Source organism: Streptomyces sp. NBC_00353, assembly GCF_036108815.1.
GTDB lineage: Bacteria > Actinomycetota > Actinomycetes > Streptomycetales > Streptomycetaceae > Streptomyces.
Genome location: NZ_CP107985.1, coordinates 1,125,007 through 1,147,945, shown reverse-complemented (window position 1 = coordinate 1,147,945; position 22,939 = coordinate 1,125,007). Strand labels below are relative to the sequence as shown.

The window sequence follows — 22,939 nt, the reverse complement described above, 5'->3', positions numbered from 1 at the left end:
GCACGGGAGCTCCTGCAAGCCGTGACTCTTCGACGACAGTGCGCCGGTGGCCGTCTCCCAGGGTATTTGGACGAGCGGCTCGACTCCGACGCCCGCGCAAAGCTCTGCCAGGCGGCCCTGGACTCATTGGCTATCGCCGACACCAAGTGAATCGACGTGTTTATGGTCGAGGACTGCACGTTTATGGGTTCGGCTGGGCGGTCGACCGGTTTTCAGCGAGACGGGCACGGATCTTCTTATCCAGGGGGAACCGGCGTTCAGTTGCGCGTGTGGTGATGCAGCCGGGCGGCTTTCGCGGTCAGGTAGCGCTGTTCAGGAATGCTGGTGGTGCGGGCCGCCGCGGCACGGTAGTGCACGAGTGCGGATGGGATGTCGCCGGCCATTTCGAGCACGTGTGCCCGCACAGCATGCACACGGTGGTGGCCATGGAGCGGTCCGTTCTCGGTGTCGAGTTCGTCGAGAAGTGCGAGTGCGGCACCCGGGCCGTCGACCATCGCAACCGCGACTGCCCTGTTGAGGGTGACCACCGGGCTCCCTGCCACGTGTTCGAGCAGTCCGTACAGGCCGAGGATCTGTGGCCAGTCGGTGTCCTTGGCGTGTGCCGCGTCGTCGTGGACGGCTGCGATCGCGGCCTGCAGCCGGTATTCGCCAGGCGGTCCGCTGCCGATCGTAGTGGCGAGCAGCGCGGCGCCTTCGCCGATGAGGCGGCGGTCCCAGCGAGTGCGGTCCTGCTCGGTCAGAGGGACCAGGTCGCCGTCCGTGCTGGTGCGGGCGGGGCGGCGGGCCTCGGTCAGCAACATGAGGGCCAGCAGCCCGGTTGCTTCGGCCTCGCCAGGAAGGATCCGGTGTACCTGTCTGGCCAACCTGATGGCCTCGCCGGACAGGTCGGCGCGGTGCAGTGCGGGGCCACATGTGGTGGCGTAGCCCTCGTTGAACATCAGGTACAGCACGTGCAGGACGGAACGCAGCCGCGCTGCCCAGCCCTTCGCCCCGGGCTCGGGCACCTCGAACCCGGGGCCCGATGCTTTGACGCGCTGCTTGGCCCGGCTGATGCGCTGCGCCATGGTCGCCTCCGGCACCAGGTAGGCGCCCGCGATCTCGGAGGTGGCCAGGCCACCGACCGCCCGCAGCGTCAGCGCGATCGCCGAGGCGGGCGTGAGCGCGGGATGGCAGCACATGAACAAAAGCATGAGCGTGTCATCGCCGGCGGGGACATCGCCTGCAACGGGTTCCTGGGCCATGCGCTCCTCGCGCCGTTGCCGCGCCTGCTCGCTGCGAACCTGATCGACGTATCGCCGCGTCGCGGTCTGCAGCAGCCAGCCGCGCGGATTACCCGGTACGCCGTCTTCGGGCCAGTGCCGGGCGGCGGCGATAAGGGCTTCCTGCACGGCGTCCTCGCACGCGTCGAAGTCCCCCACCCGCCGCACGAGCACACCGAGGACCTGCGGCGCGAGCGAACGCAACAGGTCCTCGACGGGGTGGGGACCGCTCACAGGTCGCCCTGGCTGTCGCTCATCACCTGTCGCACCTCGACCGGCTGTTGTGTCGGCACCCCGCCCGGGCCGGGCACGGCGGAGATTCGCGCGGCGATCTCAAGGGCGCGGGCCTCGGACTCGACGTCGAAGACGTTGAACCCGGCCAGTACTTCCTTCGACTCCGGGAACGGCCCGTCGGTCACCAGCGGCGCCGCACTGCCGTCCGACCGCACGATCTTGGTCAGCCGGGGGTCGGCGAGCGCCATGAACTGGACCATTTCCCCACTCTCGGTCAGCTCCTTGGTCAGCACCTCGTAGTAGTTGAAGTGCGCTGCGATGTCGCCGGGCTCCCATTGGTCCATGGGCTCCTCGAAGACGCCGCCGTCGTGGTTGACCATGAGCAAGAACTTCGGCATGTCGACTCCCTGGTTCGCTGCGCCCAGTGTGGCGCACTCACCCCATGGACGGAGCGGCAAAGGAGATCTCTACATCTACGGCGGAAGAATTTTTTCGGGAGGGGTGTGGCTCTTTCGGGTGCGGCGTGCCGATCAGGCGCTTCGGCGTATCCGTCCTGGTGGAGGGGCTTGGTGCCTCCCGTGTGCGAGGGCGGAGCACTGCCGGGCAGCGGCCGAACCGCCGTCACTGTGCTGGAGCCCCGAGAGTTGAGGGGAGCCCTGTTATCTAGGCCGGTCCGGGGGAATCTCGAGACCGTGACCGCGGTCGCCCGTCAACCCTCGGTAGATTGCTCGCGTGGCGGAGAACTGGAGCTCGACAGACAGCGGGATCATTCGGTTTCCCTCTGGCGCGCTGGTGCGCGGCCGGGGCCTACGTCATCCACTGCCGCCGGGACCGACTCCGTCCTTCGCGGTGTATCTGCTCGGCAAGCAGCCACCAGCCACCGCCTGGGATGCTCGGTGGTTGCGCTGGCCCGACTTTTGGCTACCGGACCGTCAGGAGGCGCGGAGCCTCGTCGAAGAGGCGCTGACGCGCGCGGCGAACGAACGCGTCGAGATTGCCTGTGGCGGTGGATACGGGCGGACGGGGACAGCCCTGGCATGCATGGCTGTCCTCGACGGAGTCCCGGCCGGCCAAGCGGTGGCGTTCGTCCGCCGGCACTACCACCGCCGCGCGGTGGAAACGCCCTGGCAACGACGATTCGTACTCCGCTTCCAGGACGTATAGGAGATGCAGTGGCGCGGATGCGGACCGCCGCCCACGGCGGGGCTGTTGTGGTCGCTGATTCCCTGCCGTTGCCTGGGTTCGGTGCAGTTGCGTCGGCGGTGATGAGAGCCACCGCCGTTGCGGTGTATGAGTGGCATGTCAGTGAGGGGACGGGATCATGGCCGCGGAAGTGGTCAGGCAGGTTGAGTGGTGCCCGTGTGCCGATGGTTCTGTGTCTGGGGCTGTGCTGTGAGGAGTGATCAGCCCGGGATCTCTGTGCGTTCCCACCACTCGTAGACAGGCAGCTCGCCCTCGGTGGTTTCCTGCTGGCGCGCTGTGGCCTTGAAGTGTTCGTATCCGCCACGGAACGGGATCTTGAGGTCGGTGCCGGGTGTGGTGAGGGAGACGATCCGTTGGGGGAGATCGTCGGGTCCGCCCTCGAGGACTGCCTTTGCTGCATTGGTCATGACGAGAGTTTCCCCGGAGAGGCGGCTCGGCTTCTTCATGACGCGCCGAGGAGGCTCGCTGGGGGAGTCTCTCGCACAGCCGTTTGCCGCCGGGTCATGCTGTGACGGCCGCTGATGGTGTGTCGGCCGCACGTCCGGTGAGCCCGGCCGGGCTTGGCTACGTCAGAACCGTGGGCCGGCAGAAAGCGTCTGGGCACCGCACCGTACCGGGCCTGTCGTGCGGGCGGGAGGGCGTGTCTCTTCGACGGGCAGCGTCGGAGCGCTTGCCTTGATGGGCAAGCCGTCACTTGCCTATGGCTCGCCCTGCGCTTCTATGCGAACGTGTTGGGCTTCGTGAAGAAGACCGAGGTCCCACGGGGCAAGGACCGGTGGCAGACCGTGGTCTCACCGGATCACCTCGACGGGACCGAACTGCTGCTCGAGCCCGACGGCCATTCCGCGGTGAAGCCGCACAAGGCGGCGCTGGTCAAGGACGGCATCCCGGCCACATCCTTCGCCGTGGACGACGTACATGCGGAGTTCAACCGGCTGCGCGAGCTCGGGGTGCACCTCACCCAGGAGCCGCTGGAGATGGGCCCGGTCACCACTGCGGTTTTGGACGACACCTGCGGCAACCTGATCCAGATCGTGCACAGCGAGTAGGGCCCCGGCCGCGAGTCTGCGCCGCCCACCAGTGGTTCGCCCGCGGTCCCGGCGCCGCCGAGGTCGACTCGGCGACCGAACGGGTTGCGCCGTGGACGACCGAACGCGCGCGCCTTCTTCGACATCAGAGAACCGTGCTGGTCGCCTGCCCCGCGGACTGCACCGCAGGCCCAGTGCTCGGCAGCGGCCGACCCTGCCCGGCGTGCGGACCTCGGTGCCGGAGGAGCAGGACCACGGCACTGACCAGAGTGATCAGCTGCGTAACCATCAGGAGGGACAGGCCGGCGGCGAAGCCGTGTCCGCCGTCCATGGCGATTGCCGTTCCCATGAGGGTCGGCATGAATGCCGACACCAGGTTGCCGACCCCGTTGACCACCCCGTAGGCACTGCCCACGCTGCCCGCGGGGGCGTGGCGCTGCACGAGTGTCGGGATGGCGGGCCCCTGCAGCCCCCAGAATCCACCGGCGAGGATCAATGCCGTCGCCGAAACGGTGGCCGAGGTTGCGGATACGGCGAGCGTTGCACACGCACCCGCCCCGACGCTCACAACCACCAGCACCAGCGGGAGGTGACGCTGCGGGACCCGGTCGATGAACAGGCCACCGAGCAGCCCCGAGCCGAGGCTGACAGTGAACGGCAACGCAGCGAGCCACCCGGTCTGCGCCGCGGAGAAACGGCGTGCCTGCAGCAGATACGAGGGGAGCCAGGAAGCGGTGCCCCACAGGAAGGCCGGGGTGGCGATCTCGATCAGCAGGATCCACCCGAGGCGCGGCGTTCGCAGGGCCCGGACCAGGGATGACAGAAGGATGCCGAAACTGCGCGGGTGGCGATCGGAGGGAATCGGTCCGTCTTCCGGCTTCCGGTCCGCGTCCCGGTCCTGTGCGTGGTCGCGGTCCGATCCGCGAGTGCCTGCGCTCAGGGGACGGATGAACAGCAGCACCAGGGGGATACCGAGAAGCGCGTTGAGCGCACCGAGGGCATGGAAAGACGTGGCCCAGTCGGAGTGCACGATCAACAGGGTGATCAGCGGCATCCCCACGGCGGTGCCGAGGGAGACGCCCATCGAGCTGACCGCGTTCGGGCGGCCCAATTCGGCGTCGGTGAACCGGTCCTTGACGTACATCGTCTTGAGAGAGAACAGCGGACCTTCCGCGGCCCCGAGCAGGCACCGCACAGCCAGCAGCAGAAACAGGCTGCCGATCCATGGCGAGACGAACGTGAGCACCGCCCAGGTGGCCACACTCACCAGGAGCCCCCGCCGCACCCCGAGCAGCGTCTCGTACACCGGCGTGAGCACGAAGGCGGCGAGACCGTATCCGAGCAGGAAGATCGTCATCAGAGCCCCCTGCGCCACCCGGTCGCCGGCCAGCCCGAACCTGTCCAGGAAGGCGTTGTCGGTGATGAGCACCGAGATGTTGACCCGGTCGACATAGGAGATGGCCACGACGATGGTGAAGGTGAGGACCCCGTACCAGCGCCCCGCCTTGGATCTGAGGTCCGTAGGCCCTTCGTCAAGACGTCCCAGCCGTCCGAATGCGGCCCTTCACGACGTGGGGTGTAGTTGGGGACCGAAATGCGCCGGGGCGCCCCGTCAGGGATCGGCGCCGGCTCGATGCTGGCGGCGGCGCGTGATGCCGGATGGGCCGTCGGCGATGATGTCGGCGTGGAGTATGTATCCAGAATGCCCGGTCCGCCGCTGGACGGGCTGATCGACGACCTCTACTACCTGGAGGGCGCCCCGCCGTACTCCCGGTTGATGCTGCCGGCGGCGCCCGCGCCATTGCTCATCGTCAACCTCGGGGCGCCGTTTCTCATCCGCGCAGGCACCGACGTAGACGCCGTGGAGTACGCCGACGGCTGCGCGGTCACCACGCCCACGCGTGCGTGGGAGTTCAGCTACCCAACCCCGACCCGGTCCGTGGGCGTCCACTTCAGGCCGTGGGGCCTGGCACCGTTCCTTCCGATGCCCGCGGCCGAGTTGTGCGACCGACCTGCGACGGTGGAGCAAATCTGGGGCCAGCCCGCTATCGCTGAATTGCGACACCGACTGACCTTGGCGGACGCACCGCACGAAATGCTGATGTTGCTCGAGGAGGAACTGGTGCGACGGCTGCGGGTGATCGACGGTCTTGACCTGGTCCGCCAAATGAGCAGCGCCGTTGCGGCGACAGGCGGGACAGTGCCGATCAGCGACATCGGTGTGGCGGCCCGCGCCAGCAGCACGTATTTGGCGAAGCGGTTCAAGGCCGTAGTCGGTGTCACGCCAAAACGGCTGGCTCGCAGCTACCGCTTCAGCTCCGCCGTGTTGGCGCTCGACGTCGCGGCACCGATCGACTGGGGAGACATTGCCGCTGGCGCGGGCTACTTCGACCAGGCCCACTTCGTGCGCGAGTTCCGGGAGTTCACCGGGCTCACGCCGACCCGGTACGCCGAAGTCCGGCGGCGATTCCTGCGCGATCATCCCGACCACGTCCTGGACGGCTGGCCGCTCCCGGCCGATTGATTTCGTACAAGAGCGACAGCTCACGTTGCACAAGACTTGGGACTCCAAACAGAGGAGGAATCCATGGGGAAAGTGGTCATGAACGCGTCGGTTTCGGTGGATGGTTACATCGCGGCTGAGAACGACGACCCCGGTCCGATCTTCGAGTGGCTGGTCAGCGGTGACGTGCCGTTGGACGACAGTGGCGTTCTGAAGGTGTCGCAGGCTTCGTTCGACTACGTCCGGCCGTACTGGGACGAGGTCGGGGTGACCATTTCCGGCCGTCACGCCTTCGACATCACCGACGGCTGGGATGGGACGCCTCCGAGTGGGATCGACCATGTGGTCGTGGTGAGTCACCGTGGTGCGCCCGAGGGCTGGGACCTCCAGGCGCCGTTCCACTTTGTCGACGGCATCGAGGCGGCCGTGGCCAAGGCGCGGGAGCTTGCGGGTGACCGCACTGTCGAGTTCGCTGCTGGCGACGTCGGCGGCCAGGCGCTCGCCGCAGGTTGGGTCGACGAGGTACGCATGGACGTCGCACCCGTCGTGCTCGGGTCCGGTAAGCGTTACTTCGGCTCCGTCGACGCGCAGCACCTGCTGGAAGGCCCAGACGTAGTTGTTCAGGGCAACCGGGTGCTTCACCTGCGCTATCGGGTGCGCCGTTGACCGATCTGAGTGGGTACGCGAAGAAGATCGCTGCGACGGTGACACGAGATCGGGCGTCCGGCTGCGTTTGTGCATCGCTGCCCCGGGACGGAAGTCGTGGTCTTCCAGATTGGCACACCTCGACTTGTCTGACGCTACCTTTGCCTGCCCTGACCTGACCAAGTTCTGCCGGCTCGATGAGCTCGGTCTGGCCGTCACCGGCCAACGACTCAGGCCCGACCGTGCGGTGCTGGCATGCCGGGTCGTCGAGCCGGACCAGTGGTGCCGTCGCTGTGGTTGCGAAGGCGTACCGCGCGACACCGTGACCCGGGAGCTGGCCCACGAGCCGCTGGGCTGGCGGCCGACGACGCTCGTGGTGACCGTGCGCCGCTACCGGTGTACCGCTTGCGGTCACGTGTGGCGCCAGGACACCAGCCTCGCGGCTGAGCCGCGAACGAAGCTGTCGCGTCGCGGGCTGCGGTGGGCACTCGAGGCGATCGTGTGCCAGCACCTGACCGTGGCCCGAGTCGCCGAGGGACTCGGCGTCGCGTGGAACACTGCCAACGACGCTGTCCTGGCCGAAGGCAAGCGGGTGCTGATCAACGACGAGAACCGCTTCGACGGTGTCAACGCGATCGGGGTAGACGAGCACGTGTGGCGCCACACCCGCCGCGGCGACAAGTTCGTCACTGTGATCGTCGATCTCACCGCCGTCCGTGATGGCACAGGTCCCGCCCGGCTGCTCGACATGGTTGAGGGCCGCTCCAAGCAGGCGTTCAAGTCCTGGCTCGCCGACCGCGACGAGGCCTGGCGCGACGCCGTGGACGTGGTCGCGATGGACGGCTTCACCGGCTTCAAGACCGCCACCGCCGAAGAGCTCCCCGACGCGACAGCGGTCATGGATCCCTTCCACGTCGTGCGCCTGGCCGGCGATGCGCTGGATCGGTGCCGCCGCCGGGTCCAGTTGGCGATTCACGGCCACCGCGGCATGAAGAACGACCCCCTCTACTCCGCGCGCAGATCCCTGCACACAGGTGCCGGGCTGCTCACCGACAAGCAGGCCGCTCGGCTCACCGCGCTGTTCGCCGACGACGTGCATGTCGAAGTCGAGGCGACCTGGGGCATCTACCAGCGAATGATCGCCGCCTACCGACACGAGGACCGGCGCCGTGGCCGCGAGTTGATGGTCAAGCTGATCGACACGATCAGCACCGGTGTCCCGAACGTACTGGTCGAGGGCACCACGCTCGGCCGCACGTTGAAGAAACGCGCAGGCGACGTGCTGGCCTACTTCGACCGTCCCGGCACCAGCAACGGCCCCACCGAGGCGATCAACGGCCGGCTCGAGCACCTGCGCGGTTCCGCACTCGGGTTCCGCAACCTCACGAACTACATCGCCAGATCGCTGCTCGAGACCGGAGGCTTCAGGCCGCAATTACGCCCTCGATCGTGAAGAGCCCCGAATGCCGTGGGCCGCATCGGCACCGTCCCTTCATCGTGGCGCGCGTGACGCCCGCTCATTTATCTTAGGGCTTAAATAAATATGTCGCGGCTTTTTTTACCGTGCGAGCTGGGTGTGGCAAGCGTCGGCCGATGGCTGTGGCGTCGGCCGAGTCGCCCTCGTTGCGGACTGCCAATCCTGATGATTCGTCAACATTTCTTTCAAGCAACCGAGTTGAGCGTGTCCGAAGGTGCTCGTCAGCTGCACTCAGTGCGGATGAAAAGCGGGATCGCCGCGTTGGGCGATGGCCGGTGCGGCCGACATCGCTCGTAGGCCCAACCAGTGCGTCGGCCCGCGTGGCCCTGCCGGCGCCACCGGCGCGCTGCGCGGTGCCCCGGCGCTACCGCTGCGCTTCGGTGGGCACACCGTACGGGGTCGGCGGGCCGGCGTCGCCGTCGGAGCAGGTGCCGGACTCGCCCTGTACCGGCTCGGCCGACGGGGCGACGGCAAACGAAGTGCGGGCTCGGTGGCCGGGCAGACAGGTGGCCGCGGCTCGAAGGACATGGGCGAGCAGGTGCGCGCGCCCGGCGACGACGGGGCCGAGGACGGCGAGGACGAGGACGTAGCCGGCGATGAACGGCGCGAGGCGGCCGTCGAGGCCGGCGCTGGTGGCCATGGCGGCCAGGATCAGCGCGAACTCGCCGCGTGCCAGGAGGGTGGTGGCGATACGCGCGGCGGGCTGCGGGCCGTACTGGTAGAGGCGGGCGACGAGCAGTCCCGCGGCCACGTTGATGACGATGGTCAGGGCTGCGGCCGCGGCGACCGGCGTGGCGACGGAAGCGATGTCTCCTGGGTCGATGGCCAGTCCGAAGGCGAAGAAGAAGATGGCTGCGAAGGCGTCGCGCAGCGGATGCACCAGTGCGCGGATCCGCGGTCCGGAGGGGGTTCCCGCGAGGATCAGACCGACCATGAAGGCGCCGATGGCGTCGGCGACCCCGAGGACCTCGGAGACACCGGCGATGAGGACTGCGGCTCCGAGGAAGCTGATGACCAGCAGTTCGTTGTCGTGGACTGTGATCAGGCGCCCGATCAGGCGGGTGCCGTAGCGGGCTGCGACAGCCAGTACGAGGAGGAAGCCGAACGCCTTGGCCGCTTGCAGGACCGATTCCGTGACGCCCTGGGCTCCGCTGATGATGGGCTGGAGGGCGGCGAGATACAGGGCGAGAAAGATGTCCTCCACGACGATGACACCCAGGATCAGGCGGGTCTCGGGGCGTGCGATACGGCCGAGGTCGATGAGGATCTTGGTGACGATCGCGGAGGACGAGATGCCCAGGACACCGGCGAGTACGAGGGCTTCCCGCGCCCCCCAGCCCAGTGCGAACCCGAATCCCAGGCCGGCGCCGACGTTCAGCAGCAGGTAGATGCCGCCGGCGGTCAGCAGGCGTCTGCCGCCACTTCTGATCTCGTCGAGGTGGAATTCCAGGCCCAGGTAGAACAGCAGCAGTACCAGGCCGAGCGCGGAGAGCATGTCGAAGTCGCGTGCGTCCTCGACCAGGACCAGGCCCGGGGTGTGGGGGCCGAGGAGAATGCCGGCGAGCATGAACAGCGGGATGGTCGGCAGGCCGATCCGGCTGCCGAGGCGGGCCAGGACGGCGGCGGCCAGGAAGGCGCCGCCCATGGCGAGCAGGGTGTCAGCATGTCCCACGGGTCACCACCTTCAGGAGCACGGAATGTCTGGGGTCGCGAGTGACGGGAGCGATACGTCCTCCTCTGCTCGCGGCCCTTCAGGCACTGGTGATCGTCCGACGGTCGCTGTCGCGGACGGGCGTGACGGTGGGTGTCAGGGCAGCCGGGGGCGAGGCTCGTTGCGATCCCGCGCAGGTGTGAAAAGGTTCGCCGCCGTTCCCGCCGTGACCAGGCCGGCCGCAAGGAGCAGGCCGTGCGGCAGCACCATGCCGGCGATCAGCATCGCCAGCGACAGGGCCAGCAACGCCCAGGCCGGTCTGCGCCGGACTTCCCGCGGCCGGCGCCCCGTATCCGGACCGCGCACGACATGCAGGTCCCTCCGCTCCATCTGCTCCTCGAGGTGGTGCAGCGGATTGTCGCCAGGATGAGCCATGGCTCCTCCTCCCGGGTCCAGGTCAGGGGGTTTCTGCCACGGTCACACGCATCCTTCCGCCATCACCATCGGGGCCGGCACCCATTTCCCCAGGTGGCCGACCCCCACTGCACCGGCCGACACATGGGTGTTGCCACCGATGGACACCAGCGCACATCGCACCCAGGCTGACCATGACGGCCGTGGATCCCCCGCCGGGGCACGTGCGCCGGTGCGGACGTCAGGCCGGTATCAGTGGTGAGGACGGCGACTGGACGGAGGCGGTGTCGATGCCCTTGTTCTGGCGGATCTTCCTGCTCAATGCCGTGGTGCTGATCGGTGCCACCGCCCTGCTGCTGGGACCGGTGACCGTTTCCACGCCGGTCCTCCTCACCGAAGCCGCCGTCCTCACCGGGGGACTGGCCGCGATGCTCATCGCCAATGGTCTGCTGCTGCGCATCGGCCTCGCCCCGCTGCAACGTCTCACCCGCGCCATGACCACCACCGACCTGCTTCGACCGGGAACACGTCCGGTTGTCGGCGGTCACGGCGAGGTCGCAGAACTGATCACGACGTTCAACACCATGCTCGACCGCCTGGAGACCGAACGTGCCACCAGCGCCGGCCGCGCCCTGTCCGCGCAGGAAGCCGAACGTCACCGCATCGCCCAGGAACTCCACGACGAGATCGGCCAGACCCTCACCGCCGTTCTGCTCGAACTCAAACGCGTCGCCGATCACGTCCCACCCGCAGTACGCGAAGAACTGCATCAGGTACAAGAGACCACTCGCGCCAGCCTCGACGAAATCCGCCGTATCGCTCGCCGTCTGCGCCCCGGCGTCCTGGAAGAACTCGGACTGACCAGCGCCCTGAAAGCCCTGGCCAACGAGTTCACCGGCTCCGCTCTGGCCGTACGCCACCACATCGACGCGGACCTGCCACCGCTGAGCCGGGACACCGAACTCGTGCTCTACCGGGTCGCCCAGGAGAGCCTGACCAACGCCGCCCGCCATGCCGACGCCCGCCACGTCGAGCTCACCGTCAGGCACACCCCCGCGGGTGTGGAGCTGTGTGTCCGCGACGACGGCCGCGGCATCAACGGCGCTCCCGAAGGAGCCGGCATCAGCGGCATGCGTGAACGCGCCCTGCTCATCGGCGCCGGCCTCTCCCTGGGTGCCGCCCCCGACGGGGGCACCGAAGTACGCCTGAACGTGCCTACCTCCCATCGGAGCCACTGACCATGCCCGAGGCCACCGAAACCCGCATCCTTCTCGCCGACGATCACGCGCTGGTCCGCCGTGGAGTCCGCCTCATTCTCGACAGCGAACCCGACCTCACCGTCGTGGCCGAAGCCGGCGACGGCGCCGAAGCCGTCGAAGCGGCCCGCATCCACCAGCCCGACCTGGCCATCCTCGACATCGCCATGCCCCGCCTGACCGGCCTGCAAGCCGCACGCGAACTCGCACGCACCCAGCCCGGCCTGCGCCTCCTCATACTGACCATGTACGACAACGAGCAGTACTTCTTCGAAGCCCTGGCCGCCGGTGCCTCCGGCTACGTCCTGAAGTCCGTGGCCGACCGCGACCTCGTCGAGGCCTGCCGCGCCACCATGCGGGGCGAACCCTTCCTCTACCCCGGCGCCGTCAACGCCCTCATCCGCAACTACCTCGACCGTGCCCGCGAAGGCGGCACCATCCCCGCCAAGGCCATCACCGACCGGGAAGAGGAAATCCTCAAGCTCGTCGCCGAGGGCCACACTTCCCAGGAGATCGCCGACATCCTCGTCATCAGCGTCAAGACCGTCGAACGCCACCGCGCCAACCTGCTGGAGAAACTCGGCATGAAGGACCGGTTGGAGCTCACCCGATACGCAATCCGAGTCGGACTGATCGAACCGTGACCCGGGGTCCTTCCATCCGCTTGGCCACCGGCCACGTACTGGTCGCTAGCGTGTGCGCATGACTCCCACTGGTGATCGACAGTTCCCTGCCGCGCTCGCCCCCGCGATGGCGGTTCCGTTCGACTACGCAGGCGGTGACGGAGTCGACTTCGATCCGGTAGATCGCCTTGCATGACACGTACGCAACTGACCGATGTGGAGTGGGAGTTCATCGAGCCGTATCTGCCGATCGGCGAGTACGGCCCGTACCCGGTGCGGCTGCGGCAGCAGTTCGAGGGGGTGATGTGGCGGTTTCGGACGGGCGGGCAGTGGCGGGAAATGCCCGCCGAGTTCGGTGCCTGGTCTACCGTCGACAACCGTTTCCGGCAGTGGCGCGACGCCGGTGTCTTCGAGTCCCTGCTGGAGGGGCTGACAGCAGAGGCCGCGAAGCGGAGCGAGGTGAACCTGTTGCTGGTCAGCGTTGACTCCACCACCGCCCGAGCCCACCGAGCCGCCGCCGGGATGCACTTCGATCCCGGCGCGCTCGACGCGCTGGAGAAGGCCACCGAGGAGCAGCCCCGGCCGAAGGGGGCGGTCGCGAAGAGCAAAACGGGCGGAAGGCCGAAGACGATCCCGGGAGGGAAGAGCGACGACGCATCCGGCGCCGTTGCAAACTCCGGCTGAAGGCCGCACTCCGGGGACGCTCACGGGGTGGGCAGACCAGCAAGGCCCCCTCGCCGCTGACCGCAGGTGCCGTCCGCCGGCGTTCGTCCTGACCGCTGGGCAGGCCGCCGACGGCCCGCAGTTCATCCCCGTATTGGACAAGGTGCGCGTCCGCGGGCTCGTCGGACGTCCCCGCACCCGCCCGGACGCGGTCGCCGGGGACAAGGCGTACTCGTCCCGCGGCAACCGCGCCCACCTGCGCAGGCGCGGCATCAAGGCCGTCATCCCGAAGAAACGGGACCAGGCCGCCAACCGGAAGAGGAAGGGCCGCAAAGGGGGACGCCCCGTCGACCACGACGCCGAGCTCTACAGGGAGAGGAACACCGTCGAACGCCTGATCAACAAGCTCAAGGCGTGGCGGGGCATCGCGACCCGCTAGGACAAGACCCCGGAAAGCCACCTCGCCGGGCTTCAGCTGCGTGCCTCGGTGATCTGGATCAAAGACCTCACCCGAACCGGAGCCGAGAGCCGCGCAGGTCATCGAGGGACGTAGCTTGTCGGAATCGCAGTTGTGGGCTGTCAGCGGCAGCTGCATTCCCGGATGTCGGGAGTTCGGTGGCCAGCTGCCGCCCGGGGAGTGGGGATCGTGCGCCACCAGCGCGGTGTCGGTCCGCGGGCTCAGGCGAGGGCGGCGACCAGCAGGGTGAAGGCGGCGATGATGACGGCGACGCGGACGTAGTGGAAGCGGTCCCAGCGGTTCTGCTGCTCCTTCCAGTCCTCGGGCCGGTTCGCGGGGGTCCATGTCTTGCCCCGGTTGTTGATCGGGACGAGCAGCAGAAGCGACATGATCACGCTGAGGATCAGCAGCGCGCCGGCGATGACGACGAGGCCGGCGCCGGGGCGGTGCCATCCGGCCACGGCCCAGACGGCGGTGAGGACGAGCGAGGTGATGTACCAGACCGGCATCAGAGCGCCGAGCATCCGGCCCCCGTGGGCGCGGCCGAGCACGCCGCTGTCCTCGGGGAGTCCGTTGAGGATCGGGTTGATGACGAAGGCGACGGAGAACTCCACCCCCACCATCAGGCCGACGACCACGGTGGTGAACACCTCGAGTGCGTTGAGCATGATGACCCCTCCAGGAATCTAGCGCTGCTAGCTGATGAGGCAACGCTAGTACTACTGCCGCTCGATTGTCTAGCGATGCTAGGATCGGTTCATGTCGGTACAGGAACGCAAGGAGCGCGAACGGGCGGGCCGCGAGCGTCTCATCGTGGCCACGGCCCGCGAACTCGCCGAGCAGCAGGGCTGGGACGCGGTCACCACCCGCCGGCTCGCCGAGCGCATCGAATACAGCCAGCCCGTCCTCTACAGCCATTTCCGCGGCAAGCGCGAGATCATCGGCGCCGTCGCCCTCGAGGGTGCCGCCGAGATGGCCGCGGCGCTGCGGGCCGCGACCTCCGCCGCAGACGGCACGCGCACCCGGGTCACCGCCCTGGCCCGCGCCTACCTCGACTTCGCCGAACGCAACCCGGCGGTCTACGACGCCATGTTCCAGCTCGATGGCGGCCTGGCGTTCGCACACGAGGACACCCCCGAGCCGCTGAAGGACGCCTTCGCCGCCTTGCTGGAGAACCTCGGCGAGGTCGCCGGGGACGGCGTCCATCCGGCACTGTTCACCGAGACGTTCTGGGCGGCCCTGCACGGACTGGCCACCCTGACCCGGGCGCGACGGCTCCCGCCGGAGGACACCGAGCGCAGGGTGGATCTGCTGGTGGACCGGCTCGCCATGGTCTGACACACCGCCCCAGCAGGCACGCAGCCGGGGTCCCCGGACCCCGCTGCCTGCCTCCGGCATTGCTTCCGGTCACTCGCGCCCCACACGGCACAGCCGCTGACCGCCGGGCCCCGTATCCCCGACGGGGCACCCGCCCCGGAAGTTGGGGTGCTCATTGATCACGACCCGATACGCGCCTTAGTCGGGCGACAAGGTCCGCATGGCTAAGAAGATGGCGCCCACTCGCCCGCATCCTTCCGCTCCGGACACCCCGCCCGGCAACAAGCTGCTCGGCCCCGGCGTCGGACTGGTCGACCGGGCCCGGGATTTGCTGACCGGACGCGGCAAGAGCGAATGGGCACTCACGGCTGTCACGGCACAGCACTCCCTGCGCGTGGCGCGTCCCTCGCGACGTTCCCGGTGACGGCCTTCCGCACGTTCCCGTGGAGGACCGTCGGTGACTGACCGTCGGTGACTGACCGTGCCCGTGCAGGGCTCCGAGTTGTGAAAGTCTGTTCATACATGAGCGGGTTTCCCACCCGCGACTTGCGCGTGCGACGTACCGCCGAGTAACAACATGTTCCATGAACTTTTTCAGCCGCGGCACCACGTTCCGACGCCCGGCGGCGCCCGCCGCTCCAACCACCCCCGCTGCTGCCGTGATGCCGGATCCCGCCCTGGCGGCTCTCAGCGGAGAGTGGATGATCGACCCCGCCCACAGCAGGATCGGTTTCTCCGTGCGACACGCCATGGTGACGACGGTGCGCGGATCCTTCGGTTCGTACGAGAGTCGCCTCTACTTCGACGGCCGGAACCCGGTACGCTCCCGCGCGGACATCGTGCTGCACACCGCGAGCGTCGACACCGGGGTGGAGCAGCGTGACGCCCACCTGATCGGGCGTGACTTCCTGGACGCCGCGACGTATCCGCAGATGAGGTTCACGAGTACCGCCGTTCAGTTCGTGGGCAAGGACGTCTACCGCATGGCCGGCGACCTCACCATCAGGGGCACTACCCGCCCCGTGGAGCTGGACCTCACCTACATCGGCCATGTCACCGACCCGTTCGGCTACGAACGGGTCGGCTTCGACGGCACCACCACCATCAACCGCTCGGACTGGGGCCTGACCTACAACGCCCGGCTGGCGGAGGGCGGGGCGATGGTCAGCGAGCGGCTCCGCCTCCAGTTCGACATCGCCGCGATCCGTTCCACCTCGGAGCGCTGACCCCGCCCAAACGGGAGGTGTCTCCGGTATAGGCCACCACCGGATCGGCATGGCCACCCTGCCCCGGTCGAGGGTCACAGCCGCAAGTGCCCGGTTTCCCCACCAGTGCACCCACACAGCAAGCAACAACTCGGAAGCAGGGCAGGCGTCCGACCTGGCGGTGACTCCCATCCCTGATCTTCGCGGGGAATCCCGGCCTTCAGGCCGGGCGGGAATGCGATCCCTGGCCCGGAGGCGCGGAGCGCCGGAGTTCTCTGCGTTGTCAGTGGCGCCAGCTATGTTGACCGGACTGACCCAAAAGGGGGTGGGCTGGATGATTCGTGCGTACAAGTTCCTGATGCGGCCCACCACGGGCCAGCAGATCGCGCTTGGCGAGATGCTGCGGGATCACTGCTCGCTCTACAACGGGGCGTTACAGGAACGACGGGATGCCTACCGGCATGTATCGAGGACCACCGTCCGGTACGGGATGCAGTCCGGGCAGTTGAAGGACATCAGGGCGTTCGATCCTGAGCGTCAGGGGCGCTGGTCGTTCTCCTCGCAGCAGGCGACGCTGCGCCGGCTGGACAAAGCGTTCGCCGCGTTCTTCCGCCGGATCAAGTCCGGTCAGACGCTCGGCTATCCGCGCTTTCGTTCGGTGAGCTGGTTCGACACGGTGGAGTTCCCGAAGGACGGGGACGGCTGCCGGTGGGACTCCACCCCGCACGACCCCGTCACCCGCGTGCGGCTGCAAGGGGTCGGGCATGTCAAGGTTAACCAGCACCGTGCGGTGGTCGGCAGGGTCAAGACCGTCTCGGTCAAGCGTGAGGGCCGCAAGTGGTTCGTCGTGCTGACCGCCGAACAGGAGCAGCCCGAACCGCTCCCGACGACCGGCAGCGTGGTCGGTATCGACCTGGGCATAGCCAACTTCCTTGCCGACTCGGGCGGCGAGTTCGTCTCCAACCCGCGCCACGGCCACCGCGCTGCTGCGAAACTCGAAGCCGCACAGCAGGCCCTGTCCAGGTTCCCGCGCCGCAAGGCCAAGGACCGCACCAGGAACCACCAGCGCGCAGTGGACCAGGTCGCCCGGTTGCACGGCAAGGTCCGCCGCCAGCGGCTCGACCACGCGCACAAGACCGCGCTCGACCTGGTCCGGGCGCACGATGTCATCGCGCACGAAGACCTCAAGATCCGCAACATGAGCAGGGCCCCCGCACCGAAGCCCGACCCCGAGCAGGCGGGCGCATTCCTGCCCAATGGGGCAGCGGCGAAGGCCGGACTCAACCGCAGCATTGCCGACGCCGGATGGGGGGTGTTCCTGACGATCCTGTACGCCAAGGCTGAAAGCGCCGGACGGGAAGTGATCGCCGTGGACCCCCGCAACACCTCCCGGACCTGCCCCGAATGCGGGCACGTCTCCAAGGAGAACCGGCCCACACAGGAGACCTTCCTCTGCCAGTCGTGCGGACACACGGCGCACGCCGACACAGTGGGAGCACTCAATGTTCTACGGGCCGGGCTGGTCCGTCGCAACGCCCACACGGCATAGCGAGAAGCCCCGTCCCTTCAGGGCGGGGAGGAGTCACCAGGTGGCCGACGCCGTCCGTCGATCGCCACCAGCGCGAGCGCCAGCGGACCCGGTACCAGGGACGCCAGGGGCAGCAGCATTCACGTGCACAGGAAGCAGGTCGTCGCCGCCAGCCGCACCAGGCGCCGGTGCCCGGCAGGTCGCGGGCGGCGTCGTGGGCCGCAGCGCGTATGACGGTGCGCCAGTCGGTCGTCGACTCCGGGCGGCCGCAGGCGCGCAGGCCCACCGTCAGCGCGGCCGCCGCGACCAGGGCGGCGGCACCCGCGAACCCCCGGTCTCCGGGGAGGCCCGCGCCCGCCAGCGCAATGTCGGCGGCCATCAGGGCGAGGGCAACAGGGCGTGCAGGGGTTCACCGGGCCGGGGCGGAGGGACGCGGTCGGCAGCCGCTCCAGCCGGGGCGAGCGGCTGGGCGTCGATGACGGTCTTTCAGGGGATGAGACGTGCGTTTTCGCCCTGCAGGGATCCGACGACACGCTGCCGACAGGGTGAGTGGGTGGCACGTGTCGCCCGGAAAGCCTAACGATGCGCTAGAGACACCCGCTATTACCGTTTTTGAGGCCATATCAGATACAGGATCCATGTCCGATGAGTGCTACGTGTACACCCGGTCAGCCCTCTGGTGTCACACGTTAGGTATGCCCGATATGACAGTTATAGGAGCTGTCAGTACGTTCGTCGCAGGTCGGCTGTCCGGCCGGCATCTCTGAGACAGGGAGAAGTGACATGAGCACGCGTACCGTCGCAGTGACCGCCGCCGCAGTGGGCGTCGCGGTCCTTGCCATCACCGGCATCACCTACGCCTCGAACGACGAATCCACCCCGTCCGCCTCGTCCCAGCAGGCTCGTCCGCCCGTCCAGAAGGCCGTCCCACCCGCGCAGAAGGCTGCGCCCCCCGTCCGACAGGCGCCCCCGGCCGCGGCTCCCCTGGGAGAAGACGCCAGCAAGAGCAACGGCGGCGAGGGTCGTGGTGGTGACGGCGGTGGCGATGACGGCGGGTATGGCGGTGGTGGTGACGGCGGGTATGGCGGTGGTGACGACGGAGGTTACGGCGGTGGTGGTGAAGGCGGTTACGGCGGTGGTGACGACGGCGGGTACGGCGGTGGTGGCGACCGTGGATACGGCGGTGGTGGTGGCGGTTACGGGGGCGGCTACGGCGGCAAGGATGAGGGATGGATCCAATTCAACGACCGGACGTACTCCGCAGCCGCGGACGGGTGCATCACCGCGGCCAGCGGACTGGGCTCCTCGAGCTTCAGCATCAGCAATGACAGCCGGAAGGTTGTCGAGGTCTATCGTGGGGCCACCTGCGACAACGGCTCTCCTGTCGCCACTGTCGGTCCCTACGGCAGCACCCATGGCGTCGTGACGCCCACCGTTCAAGGGGGCCTGTTCCTCAATGACGGCGTCGTGGGCAGCTTCCGGGTGATCGGCGACCACGGCGGGTGGTAATCGCGCCACTCCATCACATGGAAACCCCGGCCCGTCGGAATCGGGCCGGGGTTTCTGGTGTGGGAATGCCCTCCGGTGCATGTCCGCCTGGAATTCTGCGTCAACGCCGAAGGGCTCAACGGTCGCCGGGCGGACATCGTCCGCTTCGGCGAAGCCGAGGTCCAATGGCAGAGCTACCCGCCGTCGAGACAGGAGATCGGCCAGTCGGTGAAGCCCGCGAGTACCTTGCCGTCGCACATCAGTTGATGGCCCTGAAGTGCAAAGGGGTGCTTCACCGCGGTCCGAACCCGCCTCATGGCTACCGTGTCCGTACGCCGCGGAGATAGATGTCCTGTCTCGCTCAATCGAGTCGCTTTCTCGCTGGGGGTCCGGCCCGTCTGCTCCCTGTGTTCCTGCCCGCCGGCATGGTGCAGGGTGGATGTCATGCTTGCCGATCATCAGGAGCACGACGTAGTTGTCACGGCCGTGGCTCCGGTGGGGGCCGCCGTCCACGCGGACGGGCACGACGGCTTCATCGACCGGACCAAACACCGCTCATGGTGGTCGGACACGCCCCACGCCGCGGTCGGCGACCGGATGCGCGCGGTGGTACTGGACGCCTCCAGGACTCCGCCACGGTTCAGCGCCCTGCCGAGCGATATACAGACCGCTCGGAGTCTGCGTCATACCGAACCGCTGGTGCGCCTCTGTCCGCCGACTGGCGGCGGCCGAACCGTGAAGTGGTCCGCCGTGGAGGAGGCGTTGGGCATCGCCCTGCCGGCTGACTACAAGCGGCTCGTTCAAATGTACGGTGGAGGGCTCTTTGCGGGGGTGCTCCGGCTGCTGGAACCGGGCTGCCCGGATGCGATGTACGACCTGGTCGCCCAGACCGCGGAACGCGAGGAGATCCTCGCCGAACTCTGGGAAGCGGGCGAGGATAAGCCGTCGGAACTCCATGAGGGCAACGCGAGGCTGGTGCCCTGGGGGTACGAGGAAGGTGCGGGACACTTCCTCTACTGGCTGGTCCGGCCCGGTATCGAGCCGGAGGAATGGACCGTCATCCTCAATGAGGGACGCGGCCCTCTCTGGGAGGCCTATCCGGTGTCGTGCAGTCAGTTCCTCCTCGATGTGGTGGCCGGCGCGACGACGTCGTTCTACTTCACCGACCTCGACGACATCCTTGACCTGGACGACAGGACTCGTTTCGCACCCAACTCGCAGATCCTCAGCCAGTAAGAGCAGGTGGTGTGGCCAGGACCGATTACTCGGGCTTGCCTGTTCCGCGGTGACTGTATTCCTTGGTTCGAGTTCTGGCATCTCAGAAAATAGTAGCCATGTACACTATTTGGCATGAGTAAGGGTTCACCGGGCCCCACGCCCGGCTTCCTGGTATGGCGGCTCGCCAACAAGTGGCGCGTCGCGGTCGACCGAGCGGTAGCTCCGCTGGGCCTCACCCACGCGCAGTACTCACTGGTCGCGTCGCTGCACGGCATGCAGCGCGCCGGCGAGCGGCCCAGCCAGCGCCGACTCGCCGACCACACCGGCCTGGAGGCGCTGTACGTGTCGAAGCTGGCGCGCGCCCTGGAGTCGGCCGACCTGATCGCGCGCACCCGGGATCCCCGCGACCCGCGCGCCGTACAGCTCGCCCTCACCGAGCAGGGTCAGGTCGTCACGCGGCAGGCCATCGCGGTGGTCCAGGAACTGCTTCAGCAGTTGCTGGAGCCACTCGGTGGCCTCGACGCCCCGCGGGCGCACGCGTTCACCAACGAGCTGACGACCCTGCTTGACGCACCTCTCGCTCCATCCGCACCGAACGACGAGAGCACTCAGGGGACAACACCATGACCACCAGCGCATCCACCACCACCGCACCCGTTGCCGACGCCCGCGTCCTGGGCCTGGCCCACTACGCCGCCCGCGGCGTCCTGGAGCACGTCCTGGCCCGGCACGGCACCACGTTTCAGCAGCAGGTCGCCCTGCGCGCCGCCGTCACCGCCGACGCTCCGCAGACGCCGGACGATCTCGTCACCCAGGTCCGGGGCTCCCTCAAGGCCGATCCGGCCGACATCCGTGCCACTCTCGACGAGCTGCTGGCCAAGCAGATGCTCGTTGCGGACGGCGCGCACCTTCGCCCCACGGATGCAGGGCGCGAACTGATCGCCGCCGTCGGCGCGGAGACCGCCCCCATCAGTGCCCGCATCTGGGGCGGGATACCCGCCGAGGACCTGGCCGCCGCCGGCCGTGTCCTCTCCCTGGTCACCGAGCGCGCCAACGCGGAGCTTGCTGCGCTGACCGCCTGACCACCCGACCGAGCGTCGGTCGCGGTTTACGGCGTCGAAGGAGGTCACCAGTGACACGACCGGTAGCGCCCCCAACAGCGCCTTCTACACGCACGGGACGCCGTCGGAGCGCTGGGAGCGGGCGCAGCTGCTCTTCGACGCCAGGGACTACGCGGCCGCGGCACCAGTGCTCGGCGGGCTGGTCAAGGAGGTGCCCGAGCAGCCGGGGCCGAAGCTGCTGCCGGCGCGCCTACTACCACTCGGACCAACTGCTGTGCGCGGAGGCTGAGTTACGGATCATCGTGGAGCGCGACCCGGTCGAGCGATACGCCCGGCTAATGCTGGGCCGCACCCGGGAGCGCCATGGGCGCACCGAGGAGGCCCAGTCCCATGTGCACTGCGGCAAATGGTGGCCGTGCCGGGAAGGATCTGACACCCGAGTCTCGGATGTGGCGGCCCGCCCGGTCGACGTGCGAAGGGCTCCCGGACGGGCTCCACCTCCACGCTGCCCTGGCTGCCCGCGCCAGAGCCGCTGACAGGGCCGGTACTTGAGCTGAACGGGTAAGCCGCGGCCAGCTACTGGGCGCACGTCCCTGCGCGTCAGAGCCCGTGGCCAGTGAGGCGCTCGTGGGGATCGGCCGGCACATGGGCAGTCCGGCCTCGTCGCAGACGGCGTGCAACTCCCACCCGCTCCATGGTGGGAACCACGCCAGGACGAACGTGTTGAGGAACGAAACCAGTCACCCGTTGGTATCGATCACGGACGTCCCCACCTTGCTCTGAACGCCCGAGCTGTCGATACAGCCCGGTGGGCTTGCTCCCGGCAGGAGGCCCGTGATCGCGGACCACGACTACGCAAACGCCATCGAAGCTCGGGCAGTGTTCAAGCCCACCCGTGCTGGGTGTACCCCTCGCGCAGCGGGCCGCCGAGCAGGTTGAGCACCTGCTCGGCAGCAACCGTCAACGGCGCTGGGTTGCTGTGTTCGGCCACGGTCCGATGGCCATCCAGTAGGGCCTTGCCCAGTGCCGGGTCTGCGCTGAGCAGTCTGCGGGGCAGCCACTTGCCAATGCCGGTCCAGGCCTGGTGGTACGCGGTGAGGAGGTGCGCCGCCTCACGGAGAGTGAAATCGGCAAGAGAGAGCTGCTCGTACCGGTCGGCCGGCCGGATGTCGATCAGATCGTCCATGAAGCAGGTGAGGAGATAGCGGCCTCGCTCCCACTCGGTGGGGGTGAGGGCCGGAGGGCCGGCCGCGAGTACCGCTCGGGCCTGTGCTTGGGTACGGGACACGTGGCCGTGCGGGTCCATCAGGGACACGCCCTGGTCATAGATGAAGAGGACTGTGCCTCGGCGGCGGGTCCTGTCCCGCTCGAAGGCCGTCGGGACGTCCGCGAGGGTGTGCAGGAACAGCTCGGCCAAGCGGCCGTCTTGGCGTATCACTTCGCGGCGGCTGGTATCCGAGTCCGGAAGGAGGACAGCCACATCCAGATCGCTGTTCGGAGTTGCGCGGCCTTGGGCGGCTGAGCCTCCGAGGATGGCCCCCAGGGCGTGCGGGTAGCGGTTCGTGATCAGGCGGAGAGCTTGGGCTACCGGGGCAGCTTGATCATTCATCCCGAACTCCTTGCGTGGATACCCCGTGCTTTGGCTCGGGGAGGAAACGCATCCTTGGCCCGGAGCTGCGAAGCGGCGGAGTCCAGGTGCGTATCCGTTC

23 protein-coding genes and 3 pseudogenes are annotated in these 22,939 nt (G+C 68.2%); 18 read left to right on the top strand and 8 right to left on the bottom strand.

All coding sequences use genetic code 11. The annotated features are described in order from the left end of the window. Positions 1-257: 257 nt before the first annotated feature. Together OHA88_RS05530 and OHA88_RS05525 are read right to left on the bottom strand one after the other, a co-directional pair. Positions 258-1,493, bottom strand: a complete 1,236-nt coding sequence (locus OHA88_RS05530) for an RNA polymerase sigma factor (protein ID WP_328624477.1) — start codon at positions 1,491-1,493, stop codon at positions 258-260. Beyond that, on the bottom strand, positions 1,490-1,891 hold the full coding sequence (locus tag OHA88_RS05525) for a YciI family protein (RefSeq protein ID WP_267009294.1): 402 nt from the start codon (positions 1,889-1,891) through the stop codon (positions 1,490-1,492). Before OHA88_RS05525 ends, OHA88_RS05530 begins: the two co-directional genes overlap by 4 nt. A 334-nt stretch (positions 1,892-2,225) precedes the next feature. Between OHA88_RS05525 and OHA88_RS05520 the strand changes: the two genes are divergently transcribed. Further along, a complete protein-coding gene (locus OHA88_RS05520; protein ID WP_267009295.1) occupies positions 2,226-2,657 on the top strand; it encodes a protein-tyrosine phosphatase family protein in 432 nt (143 codons plus the stop codon). A gap of 239 nt (positions 2,658-2,896) precedes the next feature. Here the strand turns inward: OHA88_RS05520 and OHA88_RS05515 are convergent, their stop codons facing one another. Further along, positions 2,897-3,103 (bottom strand): DUF5988 family protein, encoded by a 207-nt coding sequence (locus OHA88_RS05515; RefSeq protein ID WP_328624476.1) that lies wholly within the window; start codon positions 3,101-3,103, stop codon positions 2,897-2,899. Between the two features lie 303 nt (positions 3,104-3,406). Between OHA88_RS05515 and OHA88_RS05510 the strand changes: the two genes are divergently transcribed. Continuing rightward, positions 3,407-3,745, top strand: a complete 339-nt coding sequence (locus OHA88_RS05510; protein WP_328629601.1) for a VOC family protein — start codon at positions 3,407-3,409, stop codon at positions 3,743-3,745. A 124-nt stretch (positions 3,746-3,869) separates the two neighbouring features. Here OHA88_RS05510 and OHA88_RS05505 read toward each other — a convergent pair whose 3' ends face one another. Then, positions 3,870-5,189, bottom strand: a complete 1,320-nt coding sequence (locus OHA88_RS05505) for an MFS transporter (RefSeq protein ID WP_328624475.1) — start codon at positions 5,187-5,189, stop codon at positions 3,870-3,872. Between the two features lie 168 nt (positions 5,190-5,357). On the opposite strand from OHA88_RS05505, the gene OHA88_RS05500 reads away from it, so the two are divergent. From OHA88_RS05500 to OHA88_RS05490, 3 genes are all read left to right on the top strand, one after another. Beyond that, a complete protein-coding gene (locus OHA88_RS05500; RefSeq protein ID WP_328624474.1) occupies positions 5,358-6,248 on the top strand; it encodes an AraC family transcriptional regulator in 891 nt (296 codons plus the stop codon). A gap of 63 nt (positions 6,249-6,311) precedes the next feature. Next, positions 6,312-6,893, top strand: coding sequence for a dihydrofolate reductase family protein (locus OHA88_RS05495; protein WP_328624473.1), 582 nt, complete (start codon positions 6,312-6,314; stop codon positions 6,891-6,893). 124 nt (positions 6,894-7,017) lie between these two features. Further along, positions 7,018-8,325: an ISL3 family transposase gene (locus OHA88_RS05490; RefSeq protein WP_328629600.1), complete on the top strand. Its 1,308-nt coding sequence runs from the start codon at positions 7,018-7,020 to the stop codon at positions 8,323-8,325. 388 nt (positions 8,326-8,713) lie between these two features. On the opposite strand, the gene OHA88_RS05485 is transcribed toward OHA88_RS05490, so the two are convergent. Continuing rightward, complete coding sequence (locus tag OHA88_RS05485) at positions 8,714-10,021, bottom strand: cation:proton antiporter (protein WP_328624472.1); 1,308 nt, start codon at positions 10,019-10,021, stop codon at positions 8,714-8,716. Between the two features lie 135 nt (positions 10,022-10,156). Then, positions 10,157-10,435 carry a hypothetical protein gene (locus OHA88_RS05480; RefSeq protein ID WP_328624471.1) on the bottom strand — a complete coding sequence of 93 codons (279 nt, stop codon included), beginning with the start codon at positions 10,433-10,435 and terminating at the stop codon, positions 10,157-10,159. Positions 10,436-10,704: 269 nt separating this feature from the next. Here OHA88_RS05480 and OHA88_RS05475 point away from each other — a divergent pair, with 269 nt between their 5' ends. The 3 genes and pseudogenes from OHA88_RS05475 to OHA88_RS05465 all read left to right on the top strand — a co-directional run bounded on the left by OHA88_RS05475 (position 10,705) and on the right by OHA88_RS05465 (position 13,509). Then, entirely contained in the window at positions 10,705-11,652 is a 948-nt protein-coding gene (locus OHA88_RS05475; protein WP_328629599.1) for a HAMP domain-containing sensor histidine kinase, read from the top strand. Between the two features lie 2 nt (positions 11,653-11,654). Beyond that, positions 11,655-12,314 carry a response regulator transcription factor gene (locus OHA88_RS05470; RefSeq protein WP_313940863.1) on the top strand — a complete coding sequence of 220 codons (660 nt, stop codon included), beginning with the start codon at positions 11,655-11,657 and terminating at the stop codon, positions 12,312-12,314. Positions 12,315-12,485: 171 nt separating this feature from the next. Further along, positions 12,486-13,509 (top strand): annotated as a pseudogene (locus OHA88_RS05465) (IS5 family transposase). A gap of 125 nt (positions 13,510-13,634) precedes the next feature. Here the strand turns inward: OHA88_RS05465 and OHA88_RS05460 are convergent. Continuing rightward, positions 13,635-14,081 carry a DUF1772 domain-containing protein gene (locus OHA88_RS05460; protein ID WP_328624470.1) on the bottom strand — a complete coding sequence of 149 codons (447 nt, stop codon included), beginning with the start codon at positions 14,079-14,081 and terminating at the stop codon, positions 13,635-13,637. Between the two features lie 91 nt (positions 14,082-14,172). Here OHA88_RS05460 and OHA88_RS05455 point away from each other — a divergent pair, with 91 nt between their 5' ends. The 10 genes and pseudogenes from OHA88_RS05455 to OHA88_RS05410 all read left to right on the top strand — a co-directional run. After that, entirely contained in the window at positions 14,173-14,751 is a 579-nt protein-coding gene (locus tag OHA88_RS05455; RefSeq protein ID WP_328624469.1) for a TetR/AcrR family transcriptional regulator, read from the top strand. Between the two features lie 184 nt (positions 14,752-14,935). Beyond that, positions 14,936-15,082: pseudogene (locus OHA88_RS05450) on the top strand (hemerythrin domain-containing protein); the annotation flags it as partial. Positions 15,083-15,314: 232 nt separating this feature from the next. Continuing rightward, positions 15,315-15,956 (top strand): YceI family protein, encoded by a 642-nt coding sequence (locus OHA88_RS05445; RefSeq protein ID WP_328624468.1) that lies wholly within the window; start codon positions 15,315-15,317, stop codon positions 15,954-15,956. 313 nt (positions 15,957-16,269) lie between these two features. Beyond that, complete coding sequence (locus tag OHA88_RS05440; protein WP_328624467.1) at positions 16,270-17,484, top strand: RNA-guided endonuclease InsQ/TnpB family protein; 1,215 nt, start codon at positions 16,270-16,272, stop codon at positions 17,482-17,484. Between the two features lie 762 nt (positions 17,485-18,246). Beyond that, positions 18,247-18,972 carry a hypothetical protein gene (locus OHA88_RS05435; protein WP_328624466.1) on the top strand — a complete coding sequence of 242 codons (726 nt, stop codon included), beginning with the start codon at positions 18,247-18,249 and terminating at the stop codon, positions 18,970-18,972. A gap of 75 nt (positions 18,973-19,047) precedes the next feature. Next, entirely contained in the window at positions 19,048-19,218 is a 171-nt protein-coding gene (locus OHA88_RS05430) for a hypothetical protein (protein ID WP_328624465.1), read from the top strand. Between the two features lie 177 nt (positions 19,219-19,395). Next, on the top strand, positions 19,396-20,187 hold the full coding sequence (locus OHA88_RS05425; RefSeq protein ID WP_328624464.1) for an SMI1/KNR4 family protein: 792 nt from the start codon (positions 19,396-19,398) through the stop codon (positions 20,185-20,187). Positions 20,188-20,301: 114 nt separating this feature from the next. Then, positions 20,302-20,796, top strand: coding sequence for a MarR family winged helix-turn-helix transcriptional regulator (locus OHA88_RS05420; protein WP_328624463.1), 495 nt, complete (start codon positions 20,302-20,304; stop codon positions 20,794-20,796). Continuing rightward, positions 20,793-21,251 (top strand): MarR family transcriptional regulator, encoded by a 459-nt coding sequence (locus tag OHA88_RS05415; RefSeq protein ID WP_328624462.1) that lies wholly within the window; start codon positions 20,793-20,795, stop codon positions 21,249-21,251. The genes OHA88_RS05420 and OHA88_RS05415 overlap by 4 nt, the downstream gene beginning before the upstream one ends. A gap of 127 nt (positions 21,252-21,378) precedes the next feature. Further along, positions 21,379-21,625: pseudogene (locus tag OHA88_RS05410) on the top strand (tetratricopeptide repeat protein); the annotation flags it as partial. Between the two features lie 488 nt (positions 21,626-22,113). On the opposite strand, the gene OHA88_RS05405 reads toward OHA88_RS05410, so the two are convergent. After that, on the bottom strand, positions 22,114-22,839 hold the full coding sequence (locus OHA88_RS05405) for a nucleotidyltransferase domain-containing protein (RefSeq protein WP_328624461.1): 726 nt from the start codon (positions 22,837-22,839) through the stop codon (positions 22,114-22,116). Between the last annotated feature and the right edge of the window lie 100 nt (positions 22,840-22,939).